The organism is Ramlibacter tataouinensis (assembly GCF_001580455.1).
GTDB classification, from domain to species: domain Bacteria; phylum Pseudomonadota; class Gammaproteobacteria; order Burkholderiales; family Burkholderiaceae_C; genus Ramlibacter; species Ramlibacter tataouinensis_B.
The window spans coordinates 2834799-2861025 of record NZ_CP010951.1 but is presented as its reverse complement, the minus strand read 5'-3'; the positions used below and the strand labels follow the sequence as shown (position 1 = coordinate 2861025).

Below are 26227 nucleotides of genomic sequence, written 5' to 3'. Positions count from 1 at the left end.
GTTGGGCCGCCTATCGGATGAAATTTCCGTTCGGGCCGACCACCGTGATCTCGACAAAGTTCGTGCCATGGTGGTTGTCCGGGCTGTAGCTGAAGGTGTGGCCGCCCACGTCGAGCTTGCTCAGCTTCTCCATCCCTTCTTTGAGGCTGACCGGCGTGATCTGCTTGCCGGCCGCCCGCAAGCCGGCGATGAGCACCCTGGCGTTGATGTAACCGGCGAAATGGTCGTAGTCGACCGGCTTGCCCAGCTTTTCCATCTCGAGGTTGAAGTCGCGGGCCAGCGGCGTGGTCGCGCGCCAGGGATAGGGTATGACCTGCGAGATCGCCAGACCGCGGGCGTCGTCGCCGAGCGCCTTCAGCCCCGAGGAGCCGATCGACACCGAAGACGTGTAGATCGGCACGCCGAGGTGGGCGCGGTGGGCCTTGACGTAGGTCGTCGCGGACGGCCCGGACGCGATCATGATCACCGCATGCGGGCGCAGGGCCGCCAGGCCTTGCGCCACCGCCACAGCGTCGGCGCCGTTGGCCTCGAGCGGCCTGCTCGCCGTGACTTTCGCGCCTTCCTCGCGGATTACTTTTTCCGCCACGGCCAGCGTCGGGCGGTTGAACTCGGCGTTCTGGTAGACGATGGCGATGTCAGTGGACCCAACGGCCTTGAGGTTGCGCACCATTCGCGCCACTTCATCGGCGTAGCTGGCCGTGGTGGTGAAGAAGTACGGGTGGTGCTGGGTGCGCAAGGCGGGGCTGCCCGAGAGGACCGCGATGAGCGGCACCCGCTTTTCTGCGACGTAGGGCAGCACCGCCCCCGCTGCCGCGGTGCCGACGAAACCGAACAGGGCGGCGACCCCTTTTTCATCGACGAGGGACTTGGCGTTTTCGAGTGCACGCTTGGGGTCGAAGGCGTCGTCGACCAGCAGCAGCTTGACCTTGCGTCAGTTGATACCGCCGCGGCGGTTCACCTCGTCGATGGCCACCTGCCCCCCCGCCAGCCACGCCTTCAAGAGGGGCGCCAACGGCCCGGTCAACGGCGCGCTCTGGCCGATGAGGATGTCGGTTTTGGCCTGCAGGGCCGCAGCGTCCGGCTTGCCCTGCGCGAGTGCAGTACCAGGCACGGCAACGGCACCTGCGGCCGCAGCAAGCAACGCGCGGCGCGAGACATCGAGGGCGGGCGGTCGGTTCGACGGCATGGAATCTTCTGTTGAAAATGTCTTCTTGTGCATTGCTTGTTCCTGGAGGGCTCGCGTCATTGGCAATGGCCCTGCCTACCGTGCAAATTCAACTATCCGCCCGCTGTTGGCGTATGGGGGACCCTCGACCAGCTGACGCTCTTGCAGCGCAGGTTCGTAGGCCCATTCGAATTTGCACGCGTCGCACCACCACTCGGCGGGAGACCGCAGCCAATCGATCAAATGAACATGTCTCCCTGCGCATTTCGGACACGGTGGCATGTGCTGGATCAGTGCTATCCGGCGGGCGTAGTCCCCTGGAGCGCCACCCGCGGCGCTGTCGGTCATAGTCATGGCAAATCAAGGCCCCGCGCGCACACAAACGCTCAGTGCTGCTGCCGCACGGCCTGAGCCAGCGCAGCAAAGGCCTTCAGTGTCAGCGGATGCGTAAATCCCGCGCCGGCCACCGGGTGCGACGAGAGTTTGACGACGACCATCTCGGCGCCTGGGTTCACGTGGATGAATTGGTTGTGCACACCGGAGGCCTCGAACGCACCGTCGGCGTTGTGCAGCACCCACCACTGGTTGTGATAGCTGTAGCCGGACCGGAAGGTCATGCCCGAGGCCTTGAACTTCTCGCGGTCGCCGCCGCGGCGCAGGTCGTCGATCACTGCGCGATCGATGACTTGCTGGCCGTTGTACCTGCCTCCGCTGCGCAGCATCTCGCCGAAGCGCGCCAGGTCGCGCGCCGTGGCATTGAGCCCTGCACCCTGCAGCGGCGTGCCCACCGGATCGACCATCACATAGGCGTCCTCCTCCATGCCCAGACGGCTCCAGAGACGCTCGCTCAGCACGTCGGCGAAGTGTTTGCCCGTCACGCGTGAGACGATCCAGCCGAGCACTTCGGAGTGGACCGTGCGGTAGACGAAGCCTTCGCCGTGTTCGCCTTCCTTCTTCAAGGTCTTCAGGAAATCGTAGATCGTGCGTGGGCCCGTGTAGCCGTCCGGCGCCGGAAGCAGCGTGCTTGCGTACAGGTAGGGGAAGACCTCGGTGCTCGGGTCCGTGTACACCTCGCGGTAGCGCACCGCGCCGGTCATGTCCATCACGTCTCGGACCTTCATGTCTCCCCAGGCGCTGCCAGCGAGCTCGGGCACGTACTTCGTGACCAGCGCGTCGGGATCGATCTTGCCCTCGTGCGCGAGCTGCGCCGCGAGCACGCCCGTGAACGACTTTGTCACCGAGAACAGCAGGTGCGGTGTCTCCGGGCGCATCTGGTTCGCGTAGCGCTCATAGACGACGCGCCCGCGGTGCAGCACGACGATGGCGTCGGTGTAGGTGCGGTCGAGCCATTGCTTGACCGTGACCGCCTGGCCCTTGTCGTCTTCGAACGTGACGCCGTCGAGGTCGCGCGAAGCGACGCGCAGCGGTGACACGGGCCCCGTGCCGCGACGGACGTTGCGCGTCGGCACGAACTCGCGCGTGTGCTGCAGCACCCAGCGCATCTGCGGGTACTTCGTGCGGTTGCTCTGATCGATGATCTGATCCCCGACCGGGGGAAACGTACTCATGTAGCCGAGCCGGTCGAGCGACACGGCGTCAGGCGGCGGCAGTTGAGTCGCCTGTGCGACGGCACTCCCGCAGGCAAGGGCGGCGAGGCAGGCGATGAGCTTAGGATACATGGCGTGCTGCGAGGCGCGAGTTGAGTGAGCGCCGATACTGTCAGCCCCTGCCCACTGAATCTTGATCGCATCCTGATGACTCTCGAGCTGGACCCTCAGGGTTTTCCCATGTGGCGCGGCGAATTGCTGGAGCTGCCGCGCAAGGAGCGTGCGGTGCTCGCCTTGCTGATCCGGGCGCGCGGTCAAGTGGTCAGCAAACAGGCGTTTGCCGATGAGGCATGGAATGGCGCGCTGATGTCCGACGAGAGCCTCGCGCGCTGCGTTAGCCAGCTGCGACGCGCTCTGCCCGGCGTCGAGATCGAATCGGTATATGGCACCGGCTATCGGCTGTCTGGCTCGCCGCAGGTCGCGCACACGCGCCTGCTGGCCGCCTCGCGGGCCGCTCCCCATGCGGTGGAGACGCATCTGCACGCGCGAACACTGGCGCTGCGGCGCACGCCGACGGCGATGCAACGCGCGCTCGCACTGCTGCGCGCGCTGGTCGCCGCACACCCGGACTACGCCAGCGCGCGCGTCACGCTCGCCGAGTCGCTGGCGGGCGCCGCGTCCTGGGGCCTGCTGGCCGGCGCCGGATTCGTCGAAGAGGGCCTGGCAGAGCTCGACGCGGCCCAGCGCACCGACGCCCGCACGCCGGGTATCGCGACATGTCGCGCGTGGCTGCTCGATCTCGCCTGGCGTTTCGAAGAGGCAGAGGACGCGTACCGCGATGCGCTCGCTGCCTCGCCTGACGCCGACACCCTCTTTCTGCACGGATGGCATCGATTGGCCCTTGGACAGCCGGATGCCGCGGCCTCTCGCTTTCGCGAGGCGATTGCGCAGCAACCCCATGCGCCTCTGTTCCCTACGATGCTGGCGCGCGCGCACTACCATGCCGGGCGCTTGGATGAGGCGCTGGACGAGATGAACGCGACTTGCCGCGACCACCCCGATAGTGCCGTCGCGGCGCTCTTTCGCGCAGGACTGCTGGCCCAGGCCAACCCCCAACCGGCGCTCGCCGACCTCGCATGGCGGCTGGCCGAGCAGCCCGACGCTCCACCTTATGCCCTGGGAGTGCTCACCTATGTACTCGCGCGCTGCGGGCGCGGTGCCGAGGCCGCTGTGTTGATCGAGGCCTGCCTGGCATGCAGCAGCTCAACGCCATGCAGCGCGGCGCTGCATGCGGCGGCCTGCATCGCACTGGGGGATGACAATCGCGCGGCCCGATTGATCGCAGAAGCCGTCGAGGCGCGCTGCGGGCTGGTTCCCATGCTGTTGCGGGAACCAGCCAACGCCGCCGTGCGTGATCACCCCCTCGTCGCCCCGCTGTTTGCACGAGTGTTCGGCTGACGTTGGTCAGCGATTGCCCGAGCAGCCGCGGCGCCGCGGCCGGCACGATCTCACGCATCAAGATCTGATCAAGATTGTCCGGCCGCGGCTGCCTAGTATTCGTCGCCTCGCAGGCATCATCCGGCGAGCCGATGCGACCCGAATCCCCGATGACCGCCTTCCCCTTCAACACCCCTATCGCACTGTGCGGCGAACTGCGCGCGCCGCGCCAGATGCTGGCCGACCAGACCTACGATGACCACAAGTCGATCCACGACGACGCCATGGCCGCCGATTTGGGGCTGCGCGCCGGGCCCATCGAGGGGCCCACGCACTTCAGTCTGTTCGACCCGCTGCTGGTCGCCCTGTGGGGGCCGGCCTGGTTCGAGACCGGCTGCATCAGCGCGCACTACCAGACCATGGTGGTAGAGGGCGAGGAGACTCGCGCCTTTGTGCAACAGCCGGCGGCCGGCGCGCGCTTCACCCGCATCTGGGCCGAAAAGCGCGACGGCACGCCGGTGCTGACCGGCACCGCCTCGGTCGGTGCGCCGGCGGCCGATGATCCGCCGACCGAGATCGCCGGACGTATCGCCAGGCTGAGGCCGTCCGGCCCGCTGGTGATCAACCGCGACTTGCGCGTGGGCCAACAGGGTGCCGGCAACCCGGAGCGGGTGCGCATGGGCTTCGACCAGCACATGGGCGGCCACTACCCATTCACTCTGGCCGACAAGCTCAAGGTGATCACCGAGCCCTGCGCCTGGTATACGCCCGAGGGCGGCCCGAGCTCGCCCTGGGGCCGCGCGATCATCCCGACCGAGATGGTCAGCGTGCTGCTGGGCAGCACCATCGACCAAGCGAACTTCCGCGGCCGGGGCCCGGCGGTCGGGCTGTTCGCTGGCCAGCAGATCCGCTACCTGCAGGGCCCATTGTTTGTCGACCATCCTTACGAGCTGGAGCGCGAAATCATCGCGCTCAGCGAAAGCGCCCGCACCGAATCGGTGTGGATGCGTACGCGGGTGTTCGACGGTGTGACGCGCGCGCCGGTGGCCGAAATGGTGCTCAATGGCGCGACGCTGAAGGCCTCGTACGAGCCCTACGAGCGCGAGGCCCGCGCGCTAGGTCGCAGCGTTTGAGCTCGGACGCCCGCTCCGCCCCCTTATGAGAAGTGGGTTCGCCAACTACGCGCCGGGGTCCTGCGACACGCTTTCTTCGCCCCCCTAGAACTGCGCCACCACGTTGATGAACGCGCCGTAATGCGTGTAGCTCAGGTTGGTCAGGTCGTCCGAAAAGTCAGTGAAGTTCCAGCCCGCGCCGATCTTGACGTTGTCCGACAGGCGCCGGTAGACGGCGGCCAGCGCGCCGCGCTTGGAGTCCTCCGCCTGCTTGACGGCCAGCACACGGCCTTCTATCACGAAATCCCATTGGCGCATGACACGCCAATCCGCGCGGGCGATATACAGATCGGCCGTGCTGTCGAAGAACTGCGGGTTGACCCGGTCCTGGCTGACCTGCCCCATCCGGCGCGCAATCTTGCCACCCACCGACCAGCGGCTCGAGAGGTCGTAGATGGCGTCGAGCGACACGATGTGGCTCTTCTGGATGTAGGAGGCCGCCGTGTTCGGCACCAATTCCTGTCCGGACGACGGAAGGTTATAGAAGTAGGTGTACTTGACGAGCGCGTTCAGGCGGTCGTTTCGCACCGGGCGATAGGCGTAGCCCATGACGGCCTCGGTGTAGCTGCCGTCATAGAACTCGCCTAGTGAGCTCTTGCTTTGGGAGTAGTTGAGCCTTCCGAGGAGGCGCCAGTCCGGATTGATCTGGTACTTCAGGCTGTTCTTCGTGAGGAAGCTCTTGCGGTTCGAGAACGAGAGATCGATCGCCGACTGGACCTGGTCGCGTCGAAACTCGACCAGGCTCGCCACCTTGATCGCCGCGAGCCCGTACCCGACCGACACGGTGAAGCCGGAGCGCTCCATCTTCGCGCCCGTCAGGTTGTCGCGCAGCGTGCCCGCGTCGACATGGGTCGAGAAGTTCCAGCGTTCGCTGGGCGTGTACTCCACGCCCGTCGAATGCATGAGTCCGACCGGCACGTCGCCATGCGTGTACTTCTCCTCGCCGAAGATGTTGGTCGTGTCCGAATAGTGACTCTTGGCGCCGGCGACCATGCTGCCCTTGTTGGCGCGCACGCCGTTGTCCGTGCGCTCGTCCTCGAGCGCGTAGTTGAGGTAGGTGGTGGTCTTGTCGGTGACGAGGTACTCGGTCCCTAGCCTTGCGCCCACGCCCAGGTCGCCGTTGGAGACCTCGCCGTTGGCCCTGAGGCGATCGTTGAACCGGTACACGCCGCCGGTTCCGACGCGCCCGTTCTTCTCGCGATTGCCGGTGGTCGATGCCGTGTCCTGCACATAGCCATACGCCGCCCACTTGCCGAGCGAGTCGTAGGTGGCACGCGCCACCACGTCGGTGCGGTCGCCTTGCACCTGGGTGAGCGGGACCACGGGCGAATGGTCGGTCCTGCTGTCCTTGCGCACACCGGAACTGAGCTTCCAGCGGTCGGTGAGCTTGTAGTCGGCATTGACTTCGAGCGCAGCGGTTTTGAGCGACATCTCCTGCGACTTCTTGTCGGCCTTGGCCAGCAGGTACAGGTTGTCGGTGATGGCGGTCTTCACCGCCACGCCCGCCTGGCTCAGATCGGTGGACGCCATGAGGCCCGGGGCCGAATAGCCGCCCTCCACCGACTGGTGATAGAAGGTCACCTGGCCGTTGCTTTCCTGGCGCAGGTCCTTCAGATCGACACTGCCGTCGATGCGGGTCGCGCCGTGCCGTCCGCTGTCGACGACGGGCGGCACCACGGCATTCGTCGTGGTAGTCGGTGCGAAGGTGAAGCCGCCGTCGTTGGAGCCGAAGGCGGTGGCACTCGTGCCCGTGGTTGCGCCCGTCTCGACCTTGACCCAGGTCGTCGCGCTCTGGCGCCAGGTGACGTCGGCAGCCGCCAGCTTGCCCTCCGCGCCGGGATCGGTGTTCTTGTTGGCCGTCAAGCCGAGCTTCAGCTTGTCGTTCACCCAGTACTGCACGTGCCCGCCGGTCGACACCTTGTCCAGCTCCTCGAAGCCGGTGGAGTATTCGTAGCGCGCGACCAGGTACGCATCGTTCCCCGGACTGATGTCGCTGACCACGAGCAGGCTATCGCCTGTCACCGGCGACAGCGGCGAAGACAGCAGGATGCGGCCCTGCATGTAGTCGATCGTGTAGTCCTGGACCGGGACCAGGTTCCTCACGGAAACGACGAGCCCCGAGATCTTGTCGCGGATCTCGATGCGCACCCGCTCCGAGCCCGTCATGATGTCCTGGTGCTTGAGGTAGTACAGCGAGCCGCCGGTGCCACGGAACTCGTCGCGCCCGGCCAGCGTACCGGGCTGCGCGGCAAAGCCGTCGAGCACGAGGCGCTTCTCGCCGAACCGCGTGGTGGCTTCGGGTTCGTAGTGGAGGTTCGCGCCGTAGAGCGTGCGGTCCACATGCGCCAGGCTGTTGCCCGTGTAGCCGAGCCTGAAATTGCCCCACAGGCCGTAGCTGGCACGATTCTGGAGCTTGGCGTAGAACTTCCCGAGCGTGGGCGCCGTTTCCTCCGTCGTGCTGTCGTCGCCGTAGGTCGGGTAGAAGTAGTCGGGGTTGATGCGACGGAACAGGCCGTCCGGCGTCTTCTTCATGACGTTGCTGAACAGACTGCCGATGCTGTCTTCGAGCGTGTCGGCGCTGGCCGTCAGCTTCCACCGGTCGCCGAACTTTCCGCGCGTGAAGAAGGCGAAGCGGCCGTCAAGCGACGCGCTGCTGTCGTAGTGCGGATTGTCGGGCGCGACGAGCTTGGCCGGCCCGCTGGTGGACGACTTCGACGCCGTGACGTCGGCAATGGCGACAGTGAACCAGTCTTTCTTCCCGAGCTCGAGATCGCGCAGGTACATCTCGCCGTTGCCATCCTTGTCGAGCACTGAGACCTCGACCGAGTGCATGCCCTCGGGCAGGATCTCCTCGACGACGAACTTCCTGTCATCGGACACCGGCACGTCGCGGCCGGCCACCGACACCCGGTGTGCGTCCGGGATATCCGTTCCGAAGACCTTGATGGCACCGCCGTGCAGCTGGATGTTCTCCACCGCGAGGCGGTTCTCGCCGTAACCGGCGAGAAGCTCGCGCTCGGCGCTCTTCTCGGCCACGTCAGGGGCGACCCGGTCGATGACCCACAGCGGCTGCGACGAGGTTTCGTTGAAGTTGCCATCCTTGTCGTAGACACGCACAACGTACTTGAGGTCGCGCCCGGGCGCCGAATACGACGGGAAGTTGGCCCGCCACTGCCCGCGGCCCTCCTGGTCGAGCGACACGACGGCCAGCGGCTGGTCACGCACGGACCGGTCCTGGTCGAAGATGCGCACCTCGCTGCTGGCGATGAACGCGCCGAAGTTCGAATAGGCCTTGAACTGCACCTGATCATCGATCGCGTCGGTGGCCGGATCGTCCTGGTAGCGGATCGAGGGTGGCCAGGCCGTCACGTTCAGACGGGGCTTGAGGTCCAGGTTGTCGTACTTGAACTGGATACTGGCCTTGTCCAGTGCCACGTCCGTGCAGCGCTGGACGTCGGAGGTGCTCTTGCCGGGGTCGTCCAGCGGCCTGCCGTCCACCGTGATGCGCATCAGGTTGAGCGCGTACGGGTTGGCCACGGTCACGTCCTGCGTCATGCGGGTGACCTGCAGGCCCTCCAGGTCGTCGACGGCCGCGAGATCGTCGTAGACCACCTGGGCCTGCACGCGCGAGACCTTGGCCTCGGTGAAGCCTTTGTTGACCACGTCGTCGCTCTGCACGTAGCCGTGCCCTTCGTGCTCAGCCTGCCCGTGCTTGAGACCGAGCTGCTGAACGACCTTGTCCATCACGACACGGGCGCGCGCCGTCGACAGGCCGATGTCGTCGCCGTAGGCCAGGGCGGTGCGGCGGTCCAGGCGCTCGTTGCTGGTGTAGCCGACGAAGCGCACGCGCACTTTCTTCCTGTCCTTGATCTCGGCCATCACCCTGGCGAGATCGTTCGCGTAGTCAGACGGCAGGACCGGCTTGCCGTTCTCGTAGACGACCGGCTTGATGGTGACGTTGGGGGACTCGTAGACACGCGTCACGGTCTCGGGCTGCGCGGCCTCGGGGCACAGCTGCGGCTCGGGCGAGAGTTCCTTGAGCGCATCGTCGTACCAGAACTCGACCTCGACGCGCCGGTTGGCGGCACGGCCGCTTTCCGTGTCATTGGACGCGGCCGGGTTGTCCGCGCCCTTGCCGTCGCTGTCGACGGCGCTGGCCGGCAGCTTGAGCGCATCCTGCAGGGCGAGCGCAAGGCGGCGGGCACGCGCCTTCGAGAGGCCGAGGTGGTCGGCGTAGATGCGCTCGTCGCGCCCGGTGAGCGGCGCGCTGTCGGTGTGACCGATGAACTTGACCACCACGTTGCGCTTGTCGCCCAGGTCATTGAGCACCTGCAGAAACTTCCGTTGGTACTCCTGCGGCACCGTCGTGTTGTCCCCGTCGTAGTGGAACGCCGGGATCACGTTCTTCACGCGCGTGCGCTTGGCGTGGCCTTCCTTGTAGCTCATCTTGCACATCTGCTCCACGCGGCAGACCTTCACGCGCTTGATGTTCTCCTGCACCACCACCTGCTTCGTGACGAGCTTCTCGTCGACCTCGTCATACCAGACCTCGACCTCCATGCGGCGGTTCCGGGCACGCCCGGCCTCCGTGTCGTTGGAGGCGACCGGCTGGCGCTCGCCCATACCTTCGTAGTTGATCGACTCGGCCGGGAGCTTGAGCGCCTTCTTGAAGAACTCGGCCGCCACGCCGGCGCGCTCGCGCGAGAGACCGTCGTTGTCCACGAACTGGACCCGGGTCTCGCCGAAGAGCGACACGTTATCGGTGTGGCCCACGAGGTGCAGGCGCACGTTCTTGCGATCCTTCATGCCGTCGAGGATCTTGCGCACCTTCTCGACGTACTCGTTCGAGATGTCCGCCTTGCCCGACGAAAAATAGATCGGCGGCAGGAGGTTCTGCACCTTGATCGTCCGCACGTTCTTCTCGAGCACCTCCTTGTCCTCGGTGCGCTCCTTGACCAGGGGCGGCAACTTGCCCTCGTCCTGCTGCCATGGCGTCGACTGACCGTACGGGGACAGCTGCTTCTCGACGGCCTGTCCGAGCGACTGGGTGCTGTAGATCTTCGGCGTGCCCTGCTTCACGGCGTCGGTGCCGGCAGCCACCTGGGCCATGCCGGCGGCGGGCAGCAGCAGGCAGCACGCGAACTGGAGGAGTTGTCTTGACATCGTTCTTCTCGGCGCGTTCATCGAGAGGCCCCTGTGCGCCGGAAGACTTCCGTCTCGATGGTCAGGTCGTACGCGCCGCCCCCGCGTTTCCAGGCCGCTTCGATCTGGCGCCGGATGGACTCGAGCCGCTCCCTGACCAGGCTGTCGTTCTCGTTTTCGGCCAGGTACGACAGCCGCAGCACGGACGTCGCTTTCTTCAGCTCGTTCTGCAGCAGCGCCATGCGCTGCTTCCACTGGATGCGCATTTCGGCCGTGCCGGGCTCGAACACGCCGTCGGCCAGATCCAGCTTCACCACCCGGTGGATGGCGGCGCCGAAGTTGAACTTGATCATCTTGCCGCGCGTGGCGCGCTGCACCTGCGGGTTCTCGGTCGTGATGCGGTAGCCCGCGGGCAGCGAGCGGTCGTCGATCTTCAGAATGAAGTTGGAGCCCCGGTCCGGATCGGGCACGACCGCGCAGGTCAGGTGGAATCGGCCATGCGGGTCGGTCGTCACGATGAGGCCGGCGGTCGTCACCAGACGCACGCCGGGCAGGCCGCGTTCGCCCTCGTCCTGGTAGCCGTTCAGGTTGACGTCGTCGAACACCTTGCCGATGACATCGGTGCAATCGAGCGTCGGATCGGCGACGACACGCACCGTTGCCGTGGCTTCGCCCGATGCGACGGTGCCCAGCTGAGGGGCAAGGACCTGGGCCCGGTTGACATACGTGCCCTCGCTCACGCCCGAACCGACGATCAGCAGGAGCTGGATCACGCGCTTCGCGTTGGTGGCCAGCTGCAGGTTGCTCCACGTGAGCTGGTTGCCCGCCACGGCCGGCTCGGCCGGCTGGCCATCGACCCGGCCCGACCCGGGCACGTACTTGAAGCCGGCCGGGAAGGTGTCGACGACGCTGAGCCTCGTCAGCGTCACCGCCATCGTGTTGGTGACGGTGATCGTGTAGGGCACCAGCTGGCCTCGCGGGGCGTTCTGCAGCCCCGCGACCTTGGTGATGGACACGGCGTTGGCCAGGCGCGGGTCGATCGCGACGTGGTTGTTGTAGATCTGGCTGGTCGCCGGCAGGACGCTGCTGTTGAACATCAACCGCAGGTAGTGGTTGGTGCCCGCGCTCGCGGCGGCCACCGCCAGGCCAGGCGCGGCGTCCGACGGCTGCGATTCGCAATACGCGGAGGTCGCCGGGACGGCATCGGACGACGTGCCCGGGCAGTTCGCCACCCGGAACGACGGCGTGCCGGCATGCGACATCGGCGGGATGGCCTTCGACACGCCAGGCATGTAGGCCGAAGGCGGCGTCACGCGAATGAGGTACTCGCCTCCGGACGGGCAGGACGGATCGCTGAAGTTCAGGTCGAACTTGTAGTAGCCGCCCGCCGGCGTGACCTGCCCCTGCTGGACCGGGTCATCGAAGCACGCGGACGGCAGCGGCACCGAGCTGCCCGCACGCACCATGTCGAGCGCGGCACCCACCACCGGTGTGCGCACGATCGAGTCGTAGGTCACCCCGTTGGGCTGCAGCGGCAGGTTGAGGTTCTGGAGGTTGCTGCCCGACGGCGCCGCGATGCCGCTGATCAGCTGCATGCCGTTGACGAAGGGCGATTCGGCACGGCCCAGCTTGGCCGTGTTGGCGCCGCCGCCTGGGGCGTTGAAGCGCAGCGTGAACTGGTCTGCGGGCGTGGTCGATGGCAACAGGCCCTTGATCGCGTACTGCCCGTTGGCGTCGGTGGTCACCGTGCCCAGGAGCACCTTGTTGCGCAGCACGTCGACCGTCCAGCCCTGAAGCGGGGTTTCGCCGGCGTCGGAAACCTTGTTGAGGTTGGCGTCGTGCCACACGCTGCCGTTGAGGCTCGCCGTGCCCGCCGCGGCACCGACCGCGATGGCGGCGCTGGCCGAGGCGGTCAGCGCCGGCGCGTTCCACGCCACCTGGGCTGTGTTGGTGATGAGGGTGCCCAGCGGCAGGCCATTGGCGATCCGCACCCGGAAGCGCAGCTGTGTGCTCGCACCCGGCGCCAGGCTCCCGTGGGTGGCCGCGTAGTCGGCCCGCAACAGGGCACCGGTGACACTCACGCCCGCCGCCCCGCCGTTGAGCGTGGCGGAGCCGGCCACATAGGCGACCTGCGCCGGCAGGGGAGGCGCGCCGAGGTCATCGGTGACCACCACGTTGGTGGCGGCCGCGGCGCCGGTGTTCGTCACCGTCACGAGGTACTCGAGCTGCGAGCCGGGCAGCGCGTCGCCACCGCCGACCACCTGGACGGCCTTGGTGATGGAGACCTGCTGTGCGCTTCCGACGATGATCGTGGTCGGCTGCAAGCCGTTGGCGCTGTCGCCATCCGCATCCGTCAGCTGGCTCCCCAGTTCGGTCGCCAGGGTGCCCTGGTTGCTGATCACCGTGCCCGCGGCGACACCCGCATTCACGCGCGCATCGAAGGTGATCACGGCGCCGGAATGCGGCGCGATGGTGCCGGCGGCGCTCGAAGGCGAGTTCGCCGGGATCCCCGTGATCAGCGGCGACACCCCGCCATCGGGCCGTCCGACCGGTGCGCCGTTCAGCGTCACCGTGTTGGCCACGTAGGCGGTGTTGGCCGGCACCAGGTCGGTCAGCACAACCCCGGTCGCCGCCAGCCCCGACGGGTTGTCGATGCTGATGGTGTAGCGGACGACGTCGAGCGGATCGAGCACGCCGTTGCCGTTGGTGTCGCCGACGAGCGCCACCGTCTTGCGCGCCACCAGCAGTGCGTAGGGGCCGACGATGTCGCGCGTCGGATCGCCGATGGCGGGCGTTCTCGGATCATCGGAGGGCACCTCGGCGAACACGCCGCTGCCTGCCCCGGAACCGTTGACGAAGCCCTGGTTGCTGATCAGCGTGCCGTCGAGCACGCCGGCATTGACCCGCACGTCGAACGTGATCGTGGCGACATTGGCCGGCGCGGGCGAGGCGTCCGCACGCATGGCGCCCGGCGTGGGATCTTCCGGCGCGTGGATCTGCAAGCCGGCCTGCAAGGGCGAGACGCCGCCGGCGTCCGGCACGGCCACGCCGCCCCGCGTGGTGCTGCCCGGGACATAGGTCGTGTTCACCGGGACGAGGTCGCGCAGGGTCACGCCCACGGCGCTCTCGGTGCCGATGTTCTTGACGGTGATCGTGTAGCGCAGGCGGTCACCCGACCGCAGGATCGCCGCATCGCCGGTCATGTCCAGCGAGGTCTTCTTCACCTGCAGCAGCGGATTGGACGTGACCACCGTGCGGGTGGGATCCTCGTCGCCGCTGACCGCAGGGTTGTCGGCGCCGTTGACGTTGGGGTCGTCGCTGTTGAGGGTCGGGCTCGTCGCGCTCGCCAATTGCGCCTGGTTCAGCACCACGGCGCCGCTCTTGATCACCGGCGCCAGGCGCGCTTCGTACACGACCGTCAGCGAATCACCCGCCGAGCCCGTGGCAGCGACGCTTAAGCCACGCACCTCGAGCAGCCCGGTGCCCTTGGCACCGCCGTTCGGATTGGTGTTGCTGGTGGCGCCCGCCGGTGCGGAAACGAGTCGCAGGCTGCCGGGCGCGAACAGGGCCGCGGCGCTGAGGCGATCGAGCTCGTCGGTCAGCGTCGCGGCGCCCACGGGCAAGGCGCTCACGTTCCTCACCGTCACCGTGTAGCGCATCACGTCGCCCGGTCGCGCGCTGCTGCCGGGGTTCTGCCCCGTGGTGACGTTCACCACGGATTTGCGGAACTCCAGCACCGGCGCCTCGGTGGTGAGGGCATGCGCGTCCTGGAAGTCCAGCACGCCCGGCGTGCCGTTGGTCAGCGTGTTGTCGTAGGTGTGGATGGCCCCGGAACTCCCGGCGATGGCCGGGTTGGCGCTGCGCCATTGAATGGCGCCGGCGACGTTGGTGAGCGTGATGCCGCTGCTCGAGCCGGCATCGAGCGAAGCGCCGTAGGTCACGATCAGGCGCTGCGTCGGCGCAAGGGCGGTTGACGCGCTCAGCAGGTTGATCCTCAGCGTGCAAGCGGGCGCACCCGCGAAGCTGGTCGTGAAGTCGGTCCCGTTCACCAGGTTCGCGGACACGGGGGTCACACCATCGGCCTGGTACACCCGCGCAGTGACGTTGGCCGGCGCCGCGCCACACATGCCGCCGATCGGCGCGGTCGTCACGTTGGGCAGAATGTCGGACAGCACGACGTTCCATGCCGTGCCGGTGCCGGTGTTGCGCACGTCCAGGGTGAACGTGCCGGGCACGCCCACGCGCATCGTGGCCGGGCCGCTCTTTTGCAGGCTCAGGTTAGGGGCGACGATGGTGATCGCGCCGCTGGCACCCGGCGCGCCGTTGGCCTGCGTGGTGTTGTCGTTGTTGACGCTGTTGTAGGTGTAGCTCGCCGTGTTGGTGAACTGCTTGCCAGCCGTGTTGTTCACGATGTCGTCACCGAGGACGAGCACGAGGTCGACAATGAGCTGGTCGCCGGCCGGGACGTCGAGGCCCCCGGTCGTGGTGTCCTGCAGCGCCAGGTTCGTCGCGGTGCCGCCGTTGGCGAGCGTCGCCCAGGTCTTCGTGTTCGAGGCCAGACGGGCGCTCGCACTCACGTAGGCAAGCGACACGCCGGTGGTCGCGAGCCCGATGTCGTCCAGGACTCGCACGTCATGCATCGCCGTGGGCTGTGGCGTGGCCGGAAGCGTGATGCGATAGGTGAACGGCTGCCCGATGCCGGCGCTCGTCGCCAGCGCCTGCTTCGCGAGCGCGGTGGCCGAGGCCGTGGTGAGCTGCACCGTCGCCGCGCTCGTCGCGCCATAGTCCTTGCGGAAACTGGCGTTCGGATCCGTGGCGTCGAGCGAGTAGTAGTGCTGCACCTGCGCCCGGTTCGCCAGCACCATGCCGGCGCCGAGCGCCGCGTCGGCCTTGGCCTGGTACACCAGCCGCAGCGTTTCACCCGGCGCGATCGCATACTGGCCCGCGACGCCGGAGACGAAGTTCCAGGTGGCGATGCCGGTCGCGCTGCTGTAGGTGGGCGTCACGGCGGGCAAGGTCGTGCCCGCGTTGACCAGGCTCACGCTCACCGCGGCAGGCGCGGCGTTGCGCATCCCGACCGGGAGGATGTCCTGCAGGTGCGGGTTGTACGCCGGTGCGTTGCCGGTGTTCTGGATGGACACCGTGTAGGTGACCGACTCGCCCGCGACGAGCACGTTGTCGCCCCCTGCAGGTGCCGCGCTCTTGGACACGCCGAGGACCGGTTGCCACACGTTGATCGAGGCGTTCGAGGTCTTCGGTGTGGCCGCCGCGCCTCCGATGGCGTAGTTGAGCGCGACGTCGTTCCTCAACTGCTGCGCCGCGGGCAGCTGCGCGAGCGTGTTCACCACGCGGGCGCGGTACTGGATGACGAAGACGTTGTTGCCGGCGTTGTTGTCGACGGCATTGACGACGTTTCCGAAGTTGAAGCTGACCGTGCTGCCGCTGACCACGGGTCCGGTGAAGTCGCCGTGGCTGAACGGCGCCGCCGGCGAATAGGGCGAGCTCGTGTCGCCGTTGATGCTCACCACGCTGTCGAAAGCCATGCCCGCGGGCAGCGTGTCGGTGATCACGACGTTCTGCGTCGTGCCCTCCCGCAGCGTGGCGCCCAGCGTGTAGAGGACGGTGTCACCCACGCGCAGTGTCGAGTCGGTGGCGGTGCTGGGCGCGGTCGCCCAGCTGTCGGCGCCGACCGTCTTGGCGAGCGCGGTGGGATCGAGCGCGCTCACCGTCGACGTGGCCGGTCCTGCGCAATAGGTGTTGGGCGCGGTCGCGTTCGGGCAGCCGGCGCCGTTGCGCTCGCCCGCCGCACCGCCGTCGAGTGACCCCCAATCCGTGTAGACGCTGTTGATGATCGGCGTGCCATTGGCCGACAGCACCGTGGCCCGGTAGCTCAGCACCAGCGTGGCGCCGACCGGGATGTCGAGCAGGCCATCGCCGTTCTGCGCGCCCCATACCAGCGCGCCGCTGGCCAGCACGGTGGGCTGCGCCACGAAGCCGCTCACCACGACCCCGTTGATCGTGGCCGTCGCCGAGCCGGCCACCAGCGACAGGTTCGACGGCAGGAGATCGATCACGTCGACGTCGTAGGCCGTCGCGGTGCCGTTGTTCGTGACCGTCACCGTGTACTGCAGCACGTCGCCGGCCGCGGCCGCAGCGCCGGCGGCCTTGCCAGCCGGCGAGACATAGCTCACCGCCTTCACGCTGCCCAGGGCCGGTTCGACCACGGTCATGCTGGCGGTGGTGCCGCCCCCGCCGATGGCCTGCGTCGCGTTGTCGCCGTTGATCTTGTTGTACGTGTACGAGGCGCTGTTGGTGAATGTCAGGCCGTTCGCATTGCTCGCGACGTTCTGCAGGACCACCGTGATGTCGATCACCGCCTGGCTGCCGGCGGGGATGTCGATGCCTGTCGTGGTGTCCTGGAGGACGAGATTGGTCGGGCTGCCGGTGTTGGTCAGGTTCCAGCTGCCGCCCGACACGACGCTCGCGCCGACGAAGCCGAGCCTGGCCGCCGACAGCCCGAGGTTGTCGAGGATGCGCACGTCGTACAGCGGCACGGTCGACGGCGTGGCCGGCACCGTGATGCGGTACTTGAACTGCTGGCCGATGGTGGCGCTGGCCTGGGTGTTCGCCTTGGCGAGCGCACCGGGCGCGTAGACCTGGACCGGCGTGACATCGCCGGTGGCACCGAGCAGGGACGGCCCGTTGACATAGGGGTTGTCGCTGAGACCGGCCCACGCCACGCCGAACTCGTCCGTGCCGGTGAGGCTGGCCTGGTTCAGCACGGTGGCGCCGCTGGCGACGCCGGGTGCCAGCGTGACGTCGAACTGGACTTGGTACTGCTGGTCCTTGAGCAGGTCCAGGCCGTTGATGCTGATCGAGCCGGTGCCCTTGGCGCCACCGGTCGGGTTCACGGTCAACGTCACGCCGGCCGGCAGGTCGCTGCTCGCGAGCGCCAGCGACCCCGGCACGAACGCCGCTGTCGCGTTCAGTGCATCGAGGTCGTCCGTGATCGTGATGTTGTTGAGTCGCGGGAACGTGAAGTTCTGGATCTGCAGCGTGTAGCGCAGACGGTCGCCCGCAAACGCTACTGTCGCAACCGGTACACCGGTCGTCAGGTCACCGACGGACTTGAGGAAGAAATAGCCCTGGGTCGTCGACGTGACGGTGTAGGCGTCCTGGAAATCGAGCGTGCCCGGCGTGCCGTTGGTGAGCGTCCGGTTGTACTGGCGGCGCGCGGCGCTGCCGCTGGCGGCGCTGTACCACTGCGTGGCGCCCGCGACGTTGGTGAACGTGAGGCCGGGCCCCGTGCCGGCGTCCAGGCGCGCCTGGTAGGTGACGATCAGGCGCTGCGTCGGTGCGATCTTGGTCGCCGCCGACAGCATCGTGAGGCCGAGCTGGCAGCCGCTGTAGGTCACCGTGTAGTCCGTGCCCGCCGCGAGTACGCCCGACACCGGCGTGACGCCATCGGAGGCGAACACCCGGGCCGTCACGGTCGGGGTCGGATCGGCGGCGCACATCCCGGTGGGCAGGATGTCGGTGACCGTGGCGTTCCATGCGTCGCCGGCGCCGGCGTTCTGCACGTTGAGCCGGAAGGGCGCGGCCGTGCCGACGTTGAGATTCGTGAGCGCGCTCGTCTTCTGCAGCGTCAGGCCGGGCTCGACGATGGTCATCGGCGGCGAGACACCCGACTGACCCGGCAGCGGCGCATAGGTCGTTCCGCTGATGACGCGCCCGAACCACCACTTGGCGGTGTTGGTGAACTGCGTGCCCGCGACGTTCGACGGCACGTCGTCGAGCACCACCGTCATCTGGATCTCGATCTGCGTGCCGGGGGCGACGCTGGTCAGCGCCGGATTGGCGTCGGACGAGAAGACGATGTGCTTCGTGTTGTCCGACGCGGGAATGCCCAGCGACGACAGCGTCGCCGGCGATGCGCCGAGCGCGAGCGGGCCGATCGCGGTGCGTGACCCGCCGTTGACCAGGAAGGCGGTGTTGCTGACATACGTGGCCGACGCGCCGATCGCCGCGAGGTCGTCGTAGATCGTCGCGTTGGACAGCGTGTTGACCGACGGCTGCGCGTAGGTGGTGTTCGTGGCCGGGTCGAACATCACCGGCACCGTGAGGGTGTAGGTGAAGGGCACCCCGATCGTGGCGGTCGGGCCCGGCGCCTTTTTCTGGATGGCCTCTACCGGGATGAAGAGGTCCTGGCATGAGTTGTTGGGGTTGTAGATCGCGTTGTTGACGAACCAGATCCTGGTCGTCGTCGTCGCGCAGGCCATGTTCCCGCCGAAGTACAGGTTCTCGAAGATCGCGAGGTACCCGTCGGACTTGAAGTTCAGCGTCGAGGTCAGTCCCTGCGGCCACTTCGCCGAGATCGGGAAGTTCCTGAAGCTGCAGTTGGCGTCCATGCCGATCGAGGACGGCAGCGTCAGGGGGGTCAGGGCCGGGTCGTTGCCGTCGATGACGTGGAACCCGTTGACGACCGGGTAGCCGCTGCAGAAATCCGCCCCCGCCTGCGCCGACGAGGCCCCTCCCAGGAGCAACATCAGCGCGAGCAGGCGCACGACGAGCCATCCGCCACCGATGCGGCGGGTCATTTTCAGAATGCTGGTCACGAAACTGCTGTTATTTGATTTTTCGAAACGGGGGATAGACCCGAACGCGAAAGATGCAGGACAACGCCGAAGAGGCAATGAGTGCCTCGCGTTTCGTCCGTCGAACATCGAGATGTCTGGTCCATCGCATCCACGCTCCCCGCCAACTCATCGGCTGTCGCTACGGTGCCGGAACCCGGACCGCAGCCGCCGCGGATTTGAAACAGTGTGAAATGCCCAGACGCAAGGCTTTCGCTGTGTTCCCTGTAATTGCGTGATGTATTCCACGCGTGAGCAGGTCAAAACGGATGGATACAGTCTCGCGATGTTTCCGTCGCCGCGCCACAACGAAGCTCAGCAGGAAACGAAAAGCCTATGGCAGCATCACGCCAGACTCGTCATCCAGTGGTGCACAAACTGACTGAGCAACTTCGACCATGGCTTTGTCAGCGCCGTTTGCGCAGCCTGGGCATGCGCTCCGGAAAACTTGCACTCAAGGCCTAGCCTGTCATTGCCACATGAAAAGCTTTCTTAACTTCCTCGTCGCCGCCGCCTTCAGCACGCTGACCTCTGCGGCCTTGGCGCAGCAGGCGCCCAAGGAGCAGATCAAGGGGCTCGACGAGCAGGTGCAGGACATCAAGAAGGACATGCTGGCGATCTCCTCGGAGCTGATGCAGCTCGAGGAAAAGCTGCTGTACCCCTCCAATACCCAGTTGGCGCTGTTCGTGAGCCTCGCCGGCAGCGGGAAGCTGCGGCTCGACTCGGTGCGGATCAAGGTCGACGGCAAGGACGCCGCGGACCACGTCTACACGTTCAAGGAACTCGAAGCGCTGCAAAACGGCGGCGTCCAGCGCATCCACACCGGCAACGTGCGGACCGGCGAGCACTCGCTCGAAGTCCTGGTGATCGGCAAGAGCGGCAACGACGCCGATTTCCGGCAGGTGGCGACCTACAAGTTCAAGAAGGCCGTGGAGCCCAAGCTGCTGGAGATCGTCGTCGATCGCTCCGAGTCGTCCGCCAAGGCCATCCAGTTCAAGGAATAGCGGTTTACGTGATGCGAGGTTTTCTTTGCCTCATCGGACTGCTCATCGCCCCGCTGGCGCATTCGGCGCCGCCGGCGGAAAAGGTGCGCGCCAAGGACCTCTATCTGGGAGAGGCTTATTTCCACGCGGCGCAAGGCAGTTATTTCGACGCCATCACCCGTCTTGACACCGAGCTTTGGCAGTTTCACCGCCTCGACGATCCGAAACTCGACCCCCTGCACTACCAGGTCAACCAGGCCGAGTTCTCCGTCGGCGACTTCGAGCTGTCCTACCGAATGCACCAGCGCGCCGGACGTGCCGTCAAGGCCGTGCTGGAGGGAAACGTCGACGAGGCGATTCGAAACGAAGCGGCATGGCGGCTCGCGCGCATCTTCATGCAGAAGAACGATGCGACGTCCGCGCTTGCCGCCATCGAAAAAGTACAGGGCCGCATCCCGGAAAAGATTCGCAACGAAGAAAAGTTGCTGCGAGCGAACATCTACCTGCATGTCGGCAGATTTCCAGCCGCGATCAACCTATTGCAGGGAATCAAGGACCAGAAGGGCTTCGAAGGCTTTGCCACCTACAACCTCGGCATCGCCTTGATGCAAAGCGGCCAGGAGGCCGCCGGCCTGGGCGAGCTCGCGAAGGCCGGGTTGATCAACTCGGGCGACGAAGCAACCCTCGCCATCAGAGACAAGGCCAACCTGCTGCTGGGCAACCGCCTGATCTCCGCCAACAAAGCCGCCGAAGCCAAGCAGTACCTCGACCGGGTGCGCCTGACCGGCCCCTTTTCCAACAAGGCCTTGCTGAGTTCCGGGTGGGCCGACGCCGCCGAAGGACAGTTCGACCGGGCGCTCGTGCCGTGGTCGATCCTGATCAAGCGCAACAGCACGGACAAGGCGGTCCAGGAGGGCCTGCTCGGCGCGCCGTACGCGTACAGCAAGCTCGAGCTGCACGGGCGGGCCGCGCAGCTCTATGCCGTGGCGCTGCAGAACTTCGGCGCCGAGCTCACCAAGCTCGACGCCTCGCTCAAGAGCATCCGCGAAGGCAAGTTTCTGCAGGCGCTGGTCCGCACCGAGTCGAAGCTGGACCGGAACTGGGTCGTGCGGCTGCGAGAACTGCCCGACACCCCGGAGACCTACTACCTGCTCGAATTGATGGCCTCCAACGAATTCCAGGAGTCGTTGCAGAACTATTTCGACCTGGAGGAGCTCAGGCAGAACCTGGCGGCATGGACCGACTCGCTCGACTCGTTCGCCGAAATCATCGAGATCCGCGGTCGCTACTACGACGGCGTGCTCCCCGGCATCGACACGCGCTTCAAGGCGCTCGACTCCCAGATGCGCTTGCGCATGGAGCAGCGCCAGACACTGCACGAGCGACTGCAGAAGCTCCTCGTGTCGCCCCGCCCCGATTTCCTGGAGACCGCTGACGAGCGGGTCCTGCGCGAGCAGCTCGCGCAACTGGGCGAGAAGTACAGGAACGACACGAGCGCGTCCGGCGAGGACGCACGCCAGCGCATCAAGCGGCTGCAAGGCGTGATGCTCTGGAACATCCGCACGACCTATGACGACCGGCTCACGCGCGCCTACAGGCACCTGCACGAGCTCGATGCCGACGTGGACCGGCTCAACACGATCTATCGCTCGTTCGTGCGGTCGCGCCAGGCGGCCACCCAGAGCTACAAGGGATACGACAACCAGCTGCGCGCGCTGCGCCCGCGGGTGCAGGACGCCCGGGACAAGGTGGCCAAGCTGATGGCGCGGCAGGGCAACCTGCTCGAAGCCATGGCGATCCATGAGCTCGAGGCGCGCCGGACCCGGCTCGAGGGATACCAGGTCCAGGCCCGGTTCGCCCTTGCCGAGAGCTACGACCGCGCCAACAAGAAGCAGGAGAGCGCGTCGAAATGAATCCCCTGCGCCGCCTTTCCCTGCCGGGGCTCCTGCTCCTGGCCTCGTGCGCCACGCACACGAGCAACACGGGCTCCATCGGCGAACTGCGCCAGTCCGCGCCCGACCTGACGGACGTCAAGGTCGACGGCAGCACCGACCTCGCCATCCAGAGCTACAAGAAGTTCCTGGACCAGACACCGGAAGGTGGCATGGCGCCGGAGGCCATGCGGCGGCTGGCGGACCTGAAGATCCAGAAGGAATACGGCACGTTCGAAGGCGTCAAGCGCAACCAGGAGATGGCCGCGCGGCGCGACGCGCCAGGCCTGCTCAGCCCCGTCGCTGCGGCATCTTCCGTCGCCGTCGCCGCCGCACCGCAGCTGCCCAAGCCGCTGCCGAGCGCCACGCCCGCACAACGCCCCGCCGCCAACCCCGAGCAGCTGGCCCTGGCGGGCAAGAAGACGAAGAGCAACGCCGCCCGGGACAAGACCCCGGCCAAGGACTCGAGCCCCGACTTCGAGGCGCGTGCGACACAGGCTGACGCCATCAAGCCGGCGGCGCGGGCTCCCATCGCCGCGCCCGACGGCTCGGCGGCCGAGTTGCAGGGCGAAGCCGGCGAAGCGATTGCGCTGTACCAGAAGCTGCTCGAGAGGTACCCGCACTACGAGCGCAACGACCAGGTGCTCTACCAGCTCTCACGCGCGTACGACGAGCTCGGAATGACGGAAAAGGCGATGGGCGTGATGGGCCGCATCGTGAAGGAATATCCGAAGTCGCGCTACGTCGACGAGTTGCAGTTCCGGATCGGCGAATACCACTTCACGCGCCGCAAGTGGCTCGCCGCCGAAGCGGCGTACAAGTCCGTCGCGGGCATGGGACCCGCCTCGTCGTTCTACGAGCTCGCACTCTACAAGCTCGGCTGGACCTTCTACAAGCAAGACATGTACGAAGAGTCGCTGCAGCAGTTCATGGCCGTGCTGGACCACAAGATCAGGACCGGCTACGACTTCGACAAGCCGAAGGACAACCTGGAGCAGCAGCGCGTCGAGGACACGTATCGCGTCATCAGCCTCGCGTTCTCCAACATGGGCGGAGCGGATGCGGTCACCGCGTACTTCACCAAGTTCGGCAAGCGCAGCTACGAGGTCAACGTCTACGGCAACCTGGCGGAGTACTACGTCGACAAGCTTCGCTACAACGACGCCGCGGTTGCCTACAAGGCCTTCGTGAAGCGGGAGCCCTATCACAAGGTTGCTCCGCACTACGACACGCGGGTCATCGAGATCTACAAGCGCGGCGGATTCCCCAAGCTCGTGATCGATGCCAACAAGGAATTCGTCGTCAACTACGGCCTCAAGTCGCCGTACTGGAATCACTTCGACATCCAGGCCTTCCCCGAGGTGGTGGGCTACGTGAAGGCGAGCCTCAAGGAGCTGGCCAATCACTTCCACGCCCTGTACCAGGAGAAGAAGTTCGAGAAGGACAAGCCCGGGAACTTCCGTGAATCGATGCACTGGTATCGCCAGTACCTGGCCTCGTTCCCGAAGGAGCCGGAGTCGCCCGCCGTCAACCACCAGTTCGCCGACCTGCTTCTCGAGAACGGCTCGTTCGCCGAGGCGGCGGTCGAGTTCGAGCGCACCGCCTACGACTATCCCGCCCACGACAAGGCGTCCGAGGCCGGCTATGCCGCCGTCTATGCCCATCGAAAGGGCCTGGCCGCTGCCGCTGCCGAAGACAAACAGAAGGTCAGGCAGGACACCATCCGCAGCTCGCTGAAGTTCGCGGAGGCCTTTACCCATCACGACAAGGCGCCCCTGGTGATGGCCGCGGCCATCGATGACATCTTCGAGATGAAGAACTACGCGCTGGCGGTGCCGACCAGCCGCAGGTTCATCGCCGTGTTCCCGAATGCCGAGCAGCCCCTGCGCCGCACGGCATGGGTCACGCTGGCGCACTCGTCGCTCGAACTCGGCCAGTTCAAGGATGCCGAGGAAGGCTACATGCAGTCTCTGCCGCTCGTTCCGGAAGGAGACAAGGCGCGCCCGAACCTGATCGAGAACCTGGCCGCCGCGATCTACAAGCAAGGCGAGGAAGCCGGCAAGCAAGGCGACTACAAGACGGCCGCCCAGCATTTCGCGCGCGTCGCCCGCGCGGCCCCGACATCGACCATCCGACCGGTAGCCGACTACGACGGCGCCGCGGCGCTCATCCAGCTCAAGGACTGGGACGGCGCGGCCAGCATGCTGACGGCGTTCCGCGGCAGCTATCCGGGACACAAGCTGCAGCCCGAAGTGACGAAGAAGCTGTCCTATGTGTACCGCGAGTCAGGCAAGCTCGCACTGGCGGCCGCCGAGTACGAGCGCACCGAGTCCGAGTCGAAGGACGCCGACGTCCGGAGCGCGGCGCTGCAGCTCGCCGGCGACCTGTATGCGCAGGCGAAGGAAACGGACAAGGCCGTGGCGGTCTATCGCCGCTACATCGCCAGCTTCCCGAAGCCGCTGGACGTGGCCGTCGAAAGCCGCTTCAAGATCGCAGGCATCCTGAAGGCGCGCAACGACACGACGGCCTATCAGGCCGAGCTCAGGGCCATCATCGACGCCGATGCCGCCGGCGGCAAGGACCGCACCGACCGCACCCGCTACCTCGCCGCCTCCTCGCTGCTGGTCCTCACCGAGCCGACGTACGAACAGTACGTGCAGATCAAGCTGGTGGAGCCCATCGACAAGACCCTGGCGAAGAAGAAGGCCGCACTCAAGCAGGTGAAGGACGGCTTCGAAGCCATCCTGCGTTACGAGATCGGCGAGACGACGGCGGCGGCGAGCTACTACCTCGCGGAGATGTATTACGACTTCAACCGCTCGCTGATCGAGTCGCAGCGCCCCGCGAACCTCGCCGGCGCGGTGAAAGAGCAATACGAGCTGGCCCTCGAGGAACAGGCCTTTCCGTTCGAGGAGAAGGCGATTGACGTGCACCAGAAGAACTCGGACCTGGTCAAGCTCGGCATCTACAACAAGTGGGTCGGGAAGAGCTTCACCAGGCTCGCCAAGTTGGTCCCCGCGCGCTATGCGAGGTTCGAAGAGAGCAGCGGATACGTCGAGACCTTCAGCCGGGTCATGGCCTATGACAGGCTCACCGAGCGCCGCGAGCCGGTCGTCGCCGCAGTCGCCGCAGTCGCCGCAATCGCCGACAAGACCGCCAAGGACGCGCCCAAGGTCCCGGCACCGGCTGACGGCCCGCCGACGCCAGTGCCCACCGCGGAAGGTGTGAAGCAATGAGTCGCGCCATCACGCAAGCCGTCGGCCGCAGCGCGTACCTGACATCCGCCTTGTCGCTGGTGGTCCTGCTCCAGGGCTGCGGCAGCGCCCCGCGGGCTGCGCCCTCGCCTGCCGCGACGGCGAGCGCCGCGACCCAGCCTGGCAACCCGCGGGGATCGGCGAAGATCAAGCCGGAACCGAGCGTCGCGCCGCAGGTGCAGGCCGAGTTCGACGCGGCCATGGCACTCGTCAAGGCCGAGCGATACGAGCAAGCCGTCGACGCATTCAAGAAACTCGCCGCCGCCATGCCGGACAACGCCATCCCGGCAATCAACCTGGCGCTCGTCTACGAGAAGCTGGACAAGCAAGACCTTGCCGAGACGCGGCTCAAGGAGGCGCTGGCCATCGAGCCGGACAACCCCGTGGCCGCCAACGAGCTCGCCTTGCTGTACCGCAGGAGCGGGCGATTCGCCGAAGCCCGCACGCTGTACGAGAAGACGCTGGCGACATACCCGCACTTCGCCATGGCTCACAAGAACCTTGGCGTTCTGTGCGACCTGTACCTGAAGGACTACCCGTGCGCCATCGAGCACTACAAGTCCTACGCCGCGAGCGCACCGACCGACAAGGACGTGGAGATCTGGATTGCCGATCTCCAGAAGCGTACCGGCACCAAGGAGCGTCCATGAGAGCCAAGACGATCGCCGCCGCATGCCTGCTTGTTTGCGTGGGCGCTGCCATGGCCCAGGACAAGGCCAGGCAGGACACGCCCTCGAAGAAGCCGGACGGCGAAGAAGCCAAGGAGGTGTCCGGCATGTCGATCGTGGGCAACAGCGAAACGCCCAAGTCGCTGACCATCATCCCCTGGAAGAGTTCGGAAATCGGACGCGATACCGACTTGAAGTCGACTCTGCTGAGCCAGGAGATCACGCCCATCGACAAGCCATCTTTTCTTCGCGAAATCGACTTCCACAAGCTGAGCAACCGCAACTAACGTGAATT

Annotated in this window: 12 protein-coding genes; 7 read left to right on the top strand and 5 right to left on the bottom strand. The window is 66.5% G+C overall.

The window, feature by feature from the left end; translation table 11 throughout:
* Positions 1 to 10 precede the first annotated feature (10 nt).
* From UC35_RS13525 to UC35_RS13515, 3 genes are all read right to left on the bottom strand, one after another.
* Positions 11 to 919, bottom strand: coding sequence for an ABC transporter substrate-binding protein (locus UC35_RS13525; RefSeq protein ID WP_082793176.1), 909 nt, complete (start codon positions 917 to 919; stop codon positions 11 to 13).
* A 12-nt stretch (positions 920 to 931) separates the two neighbouring features.
* Positions 932 to 1219, bottom strand: a complete 288-nt coding sequence (locus tag UC35_RS13520; RefSeq protein ID WP_145979450.1) for a hypothetical protein — start codon at positions 1217 to 1219, stop codon at positions 932 to 934.
* A 332-nt stretch (positions 1220 to 1551) separates the two neighbouring features.
* Positions 1552 to 2844 (bottom strand): serine hydrolase domain-containing protein, encoded by a 1293-nt coding sequence (locus UC35_RS13515; protein WP_061500541.1) that lies wholly within the window; start codon positions 2842 to 2844, stop codon positions 1552 to 1554.
* A gap of 24 nt (positions 2845 to 2868) precedes the next feature.
* On the opposite strand from UC35_RS13515, the gene UC35_RS13510 reads away from it, so the two are divergent.
* Both UC35_RS13510 and UC35_RS13505 read left to right on the top strand, forming a co-directional pair.
* On the top strand, positions 2869 to 4170 hold the full coding sequence (locus tag UC35_RS13510; RefSeq protein WP_145979449.1) for a winged helix family transcriptional regulator: 1302 nt from the start codon (positions 2869 to 2871) through the stop codon (positions 4168 to 4170).
* 131 nt (positions 4171 to 4301) lie between these two features.
* The gene (locus UC35_RS13505) at positions 4302 to 5282 is read left to right on the top strand and encodes a hypothetical protein (protein ID WP_227820325.1); all 981 of its coding nucleotides are present in this window, start codon (positions 4302 to 4304) and stop codon (positions 5280 to 5282) included.
* Positions 5283 to 5366: 84 nt separating this feature from the next.
* Here the strand turns inward: UC35_RS13505 and UC35_RS13500 are convergent, their stop codons facing one another.
* Complete coding sequence (locus UC35_RS13500; protein ID WP_158513902.1) at positions 5367 to 10484, bottom strand: OmpA family protein; 5118 nt, start codon at positions 10482 to 10484, stop codon at positions 5367 to 5369.
* 17 nt (positions 10485 to 10501) lie between these two features.
* Positions 10502 to 19060 (bottom strand): isopeptide-forming domain-containing fimbrial protein, encoded by an 8559-nt coding sequence (locus UC35_RS13495; RefSeq protein WP_061500532.1) that lies wholly within the window; start codon positions 19058 to 19060, stop codon positions 10502 to 10504.
* Between the two features lie 515 nt (positions 19061 to 19575).
* On the opposite strand from UC35_RS13495, the gene UC35_RS13490 reads away from it, so the two are divergent.
* The 5 genes from UC35_RS13490 to UC35_RS13470 are packed head-to-tail and all read left to right on the top strand — an operon-like array spanning position 19576 to position 26219.
* On the top strand, positions 19576 to 20100 hold the full coding sequence (locus UC35_RS13490; RefSeq protein ID WP_061500530.1) for a hypothetical protein: 525 nt from the start codon (positions 19576 to 19578) through the stop codon (positions 20098 to 20100).
* A gap of 11 nt (positions 20101 to 20111) precedes the next feature.
* Positions 20112 to 21992 carry a tetratricopeptide repeat protein gene (locus tag UC35_RS13485; protein WP_227820324.1) on the top strand — a complete coding sequence of 627 codons (1881 nt, stop codon included), beginning with the start codon at positions 20112 to 20114 and terminating at the stop codon, positions 21990 to 21992.
* Complete coding sequence (locus UC35_RS13480; RefSeq protein ID WP_061500526.1) at positions 21989 to 25246, top strand: tetratricopeptide repeat protein; 3258 nt, start codon at positions 21989 to 21991, stop codon at positions 25244 to 25246. Before UC35_RS13485 ends, UC35_RS13480 begins: the two co-directional genes overlap by 4 nt.
* The gene (locus UC35_RS13475) at positions 25243 to 25914 is read left to right on the top strand and encodes a tetratricopeptide repeat protein (RefSeq protein ID WP_061500524.1); all 672 of its coding nucleotides are present in this window, start codon (positions 25243 to 25245) and stop codon (positions 25912 to 25914) included. The genes UC35_RS13480 and UC35_RS13475 overlap by 4 nt, the downstream gene beginning before the upstream one ends.
* Positions 25911 to 26219 (top strand): hypothetical protein, encoded by a 309-nt coding sequence (locus UC35_RS13470; RefSeq protein ID WP_145979448.1) that lies wholly within the window; start codon positions 25911 to 25913, stop codon positions 26217 to 26219. Before UC35_RS13475 ends, UC35_RS13470 begins: the two co-directional genes overlap by 4 nt.
* Positions 26220 to 26227: the final 8 nt, after the last annotated feature.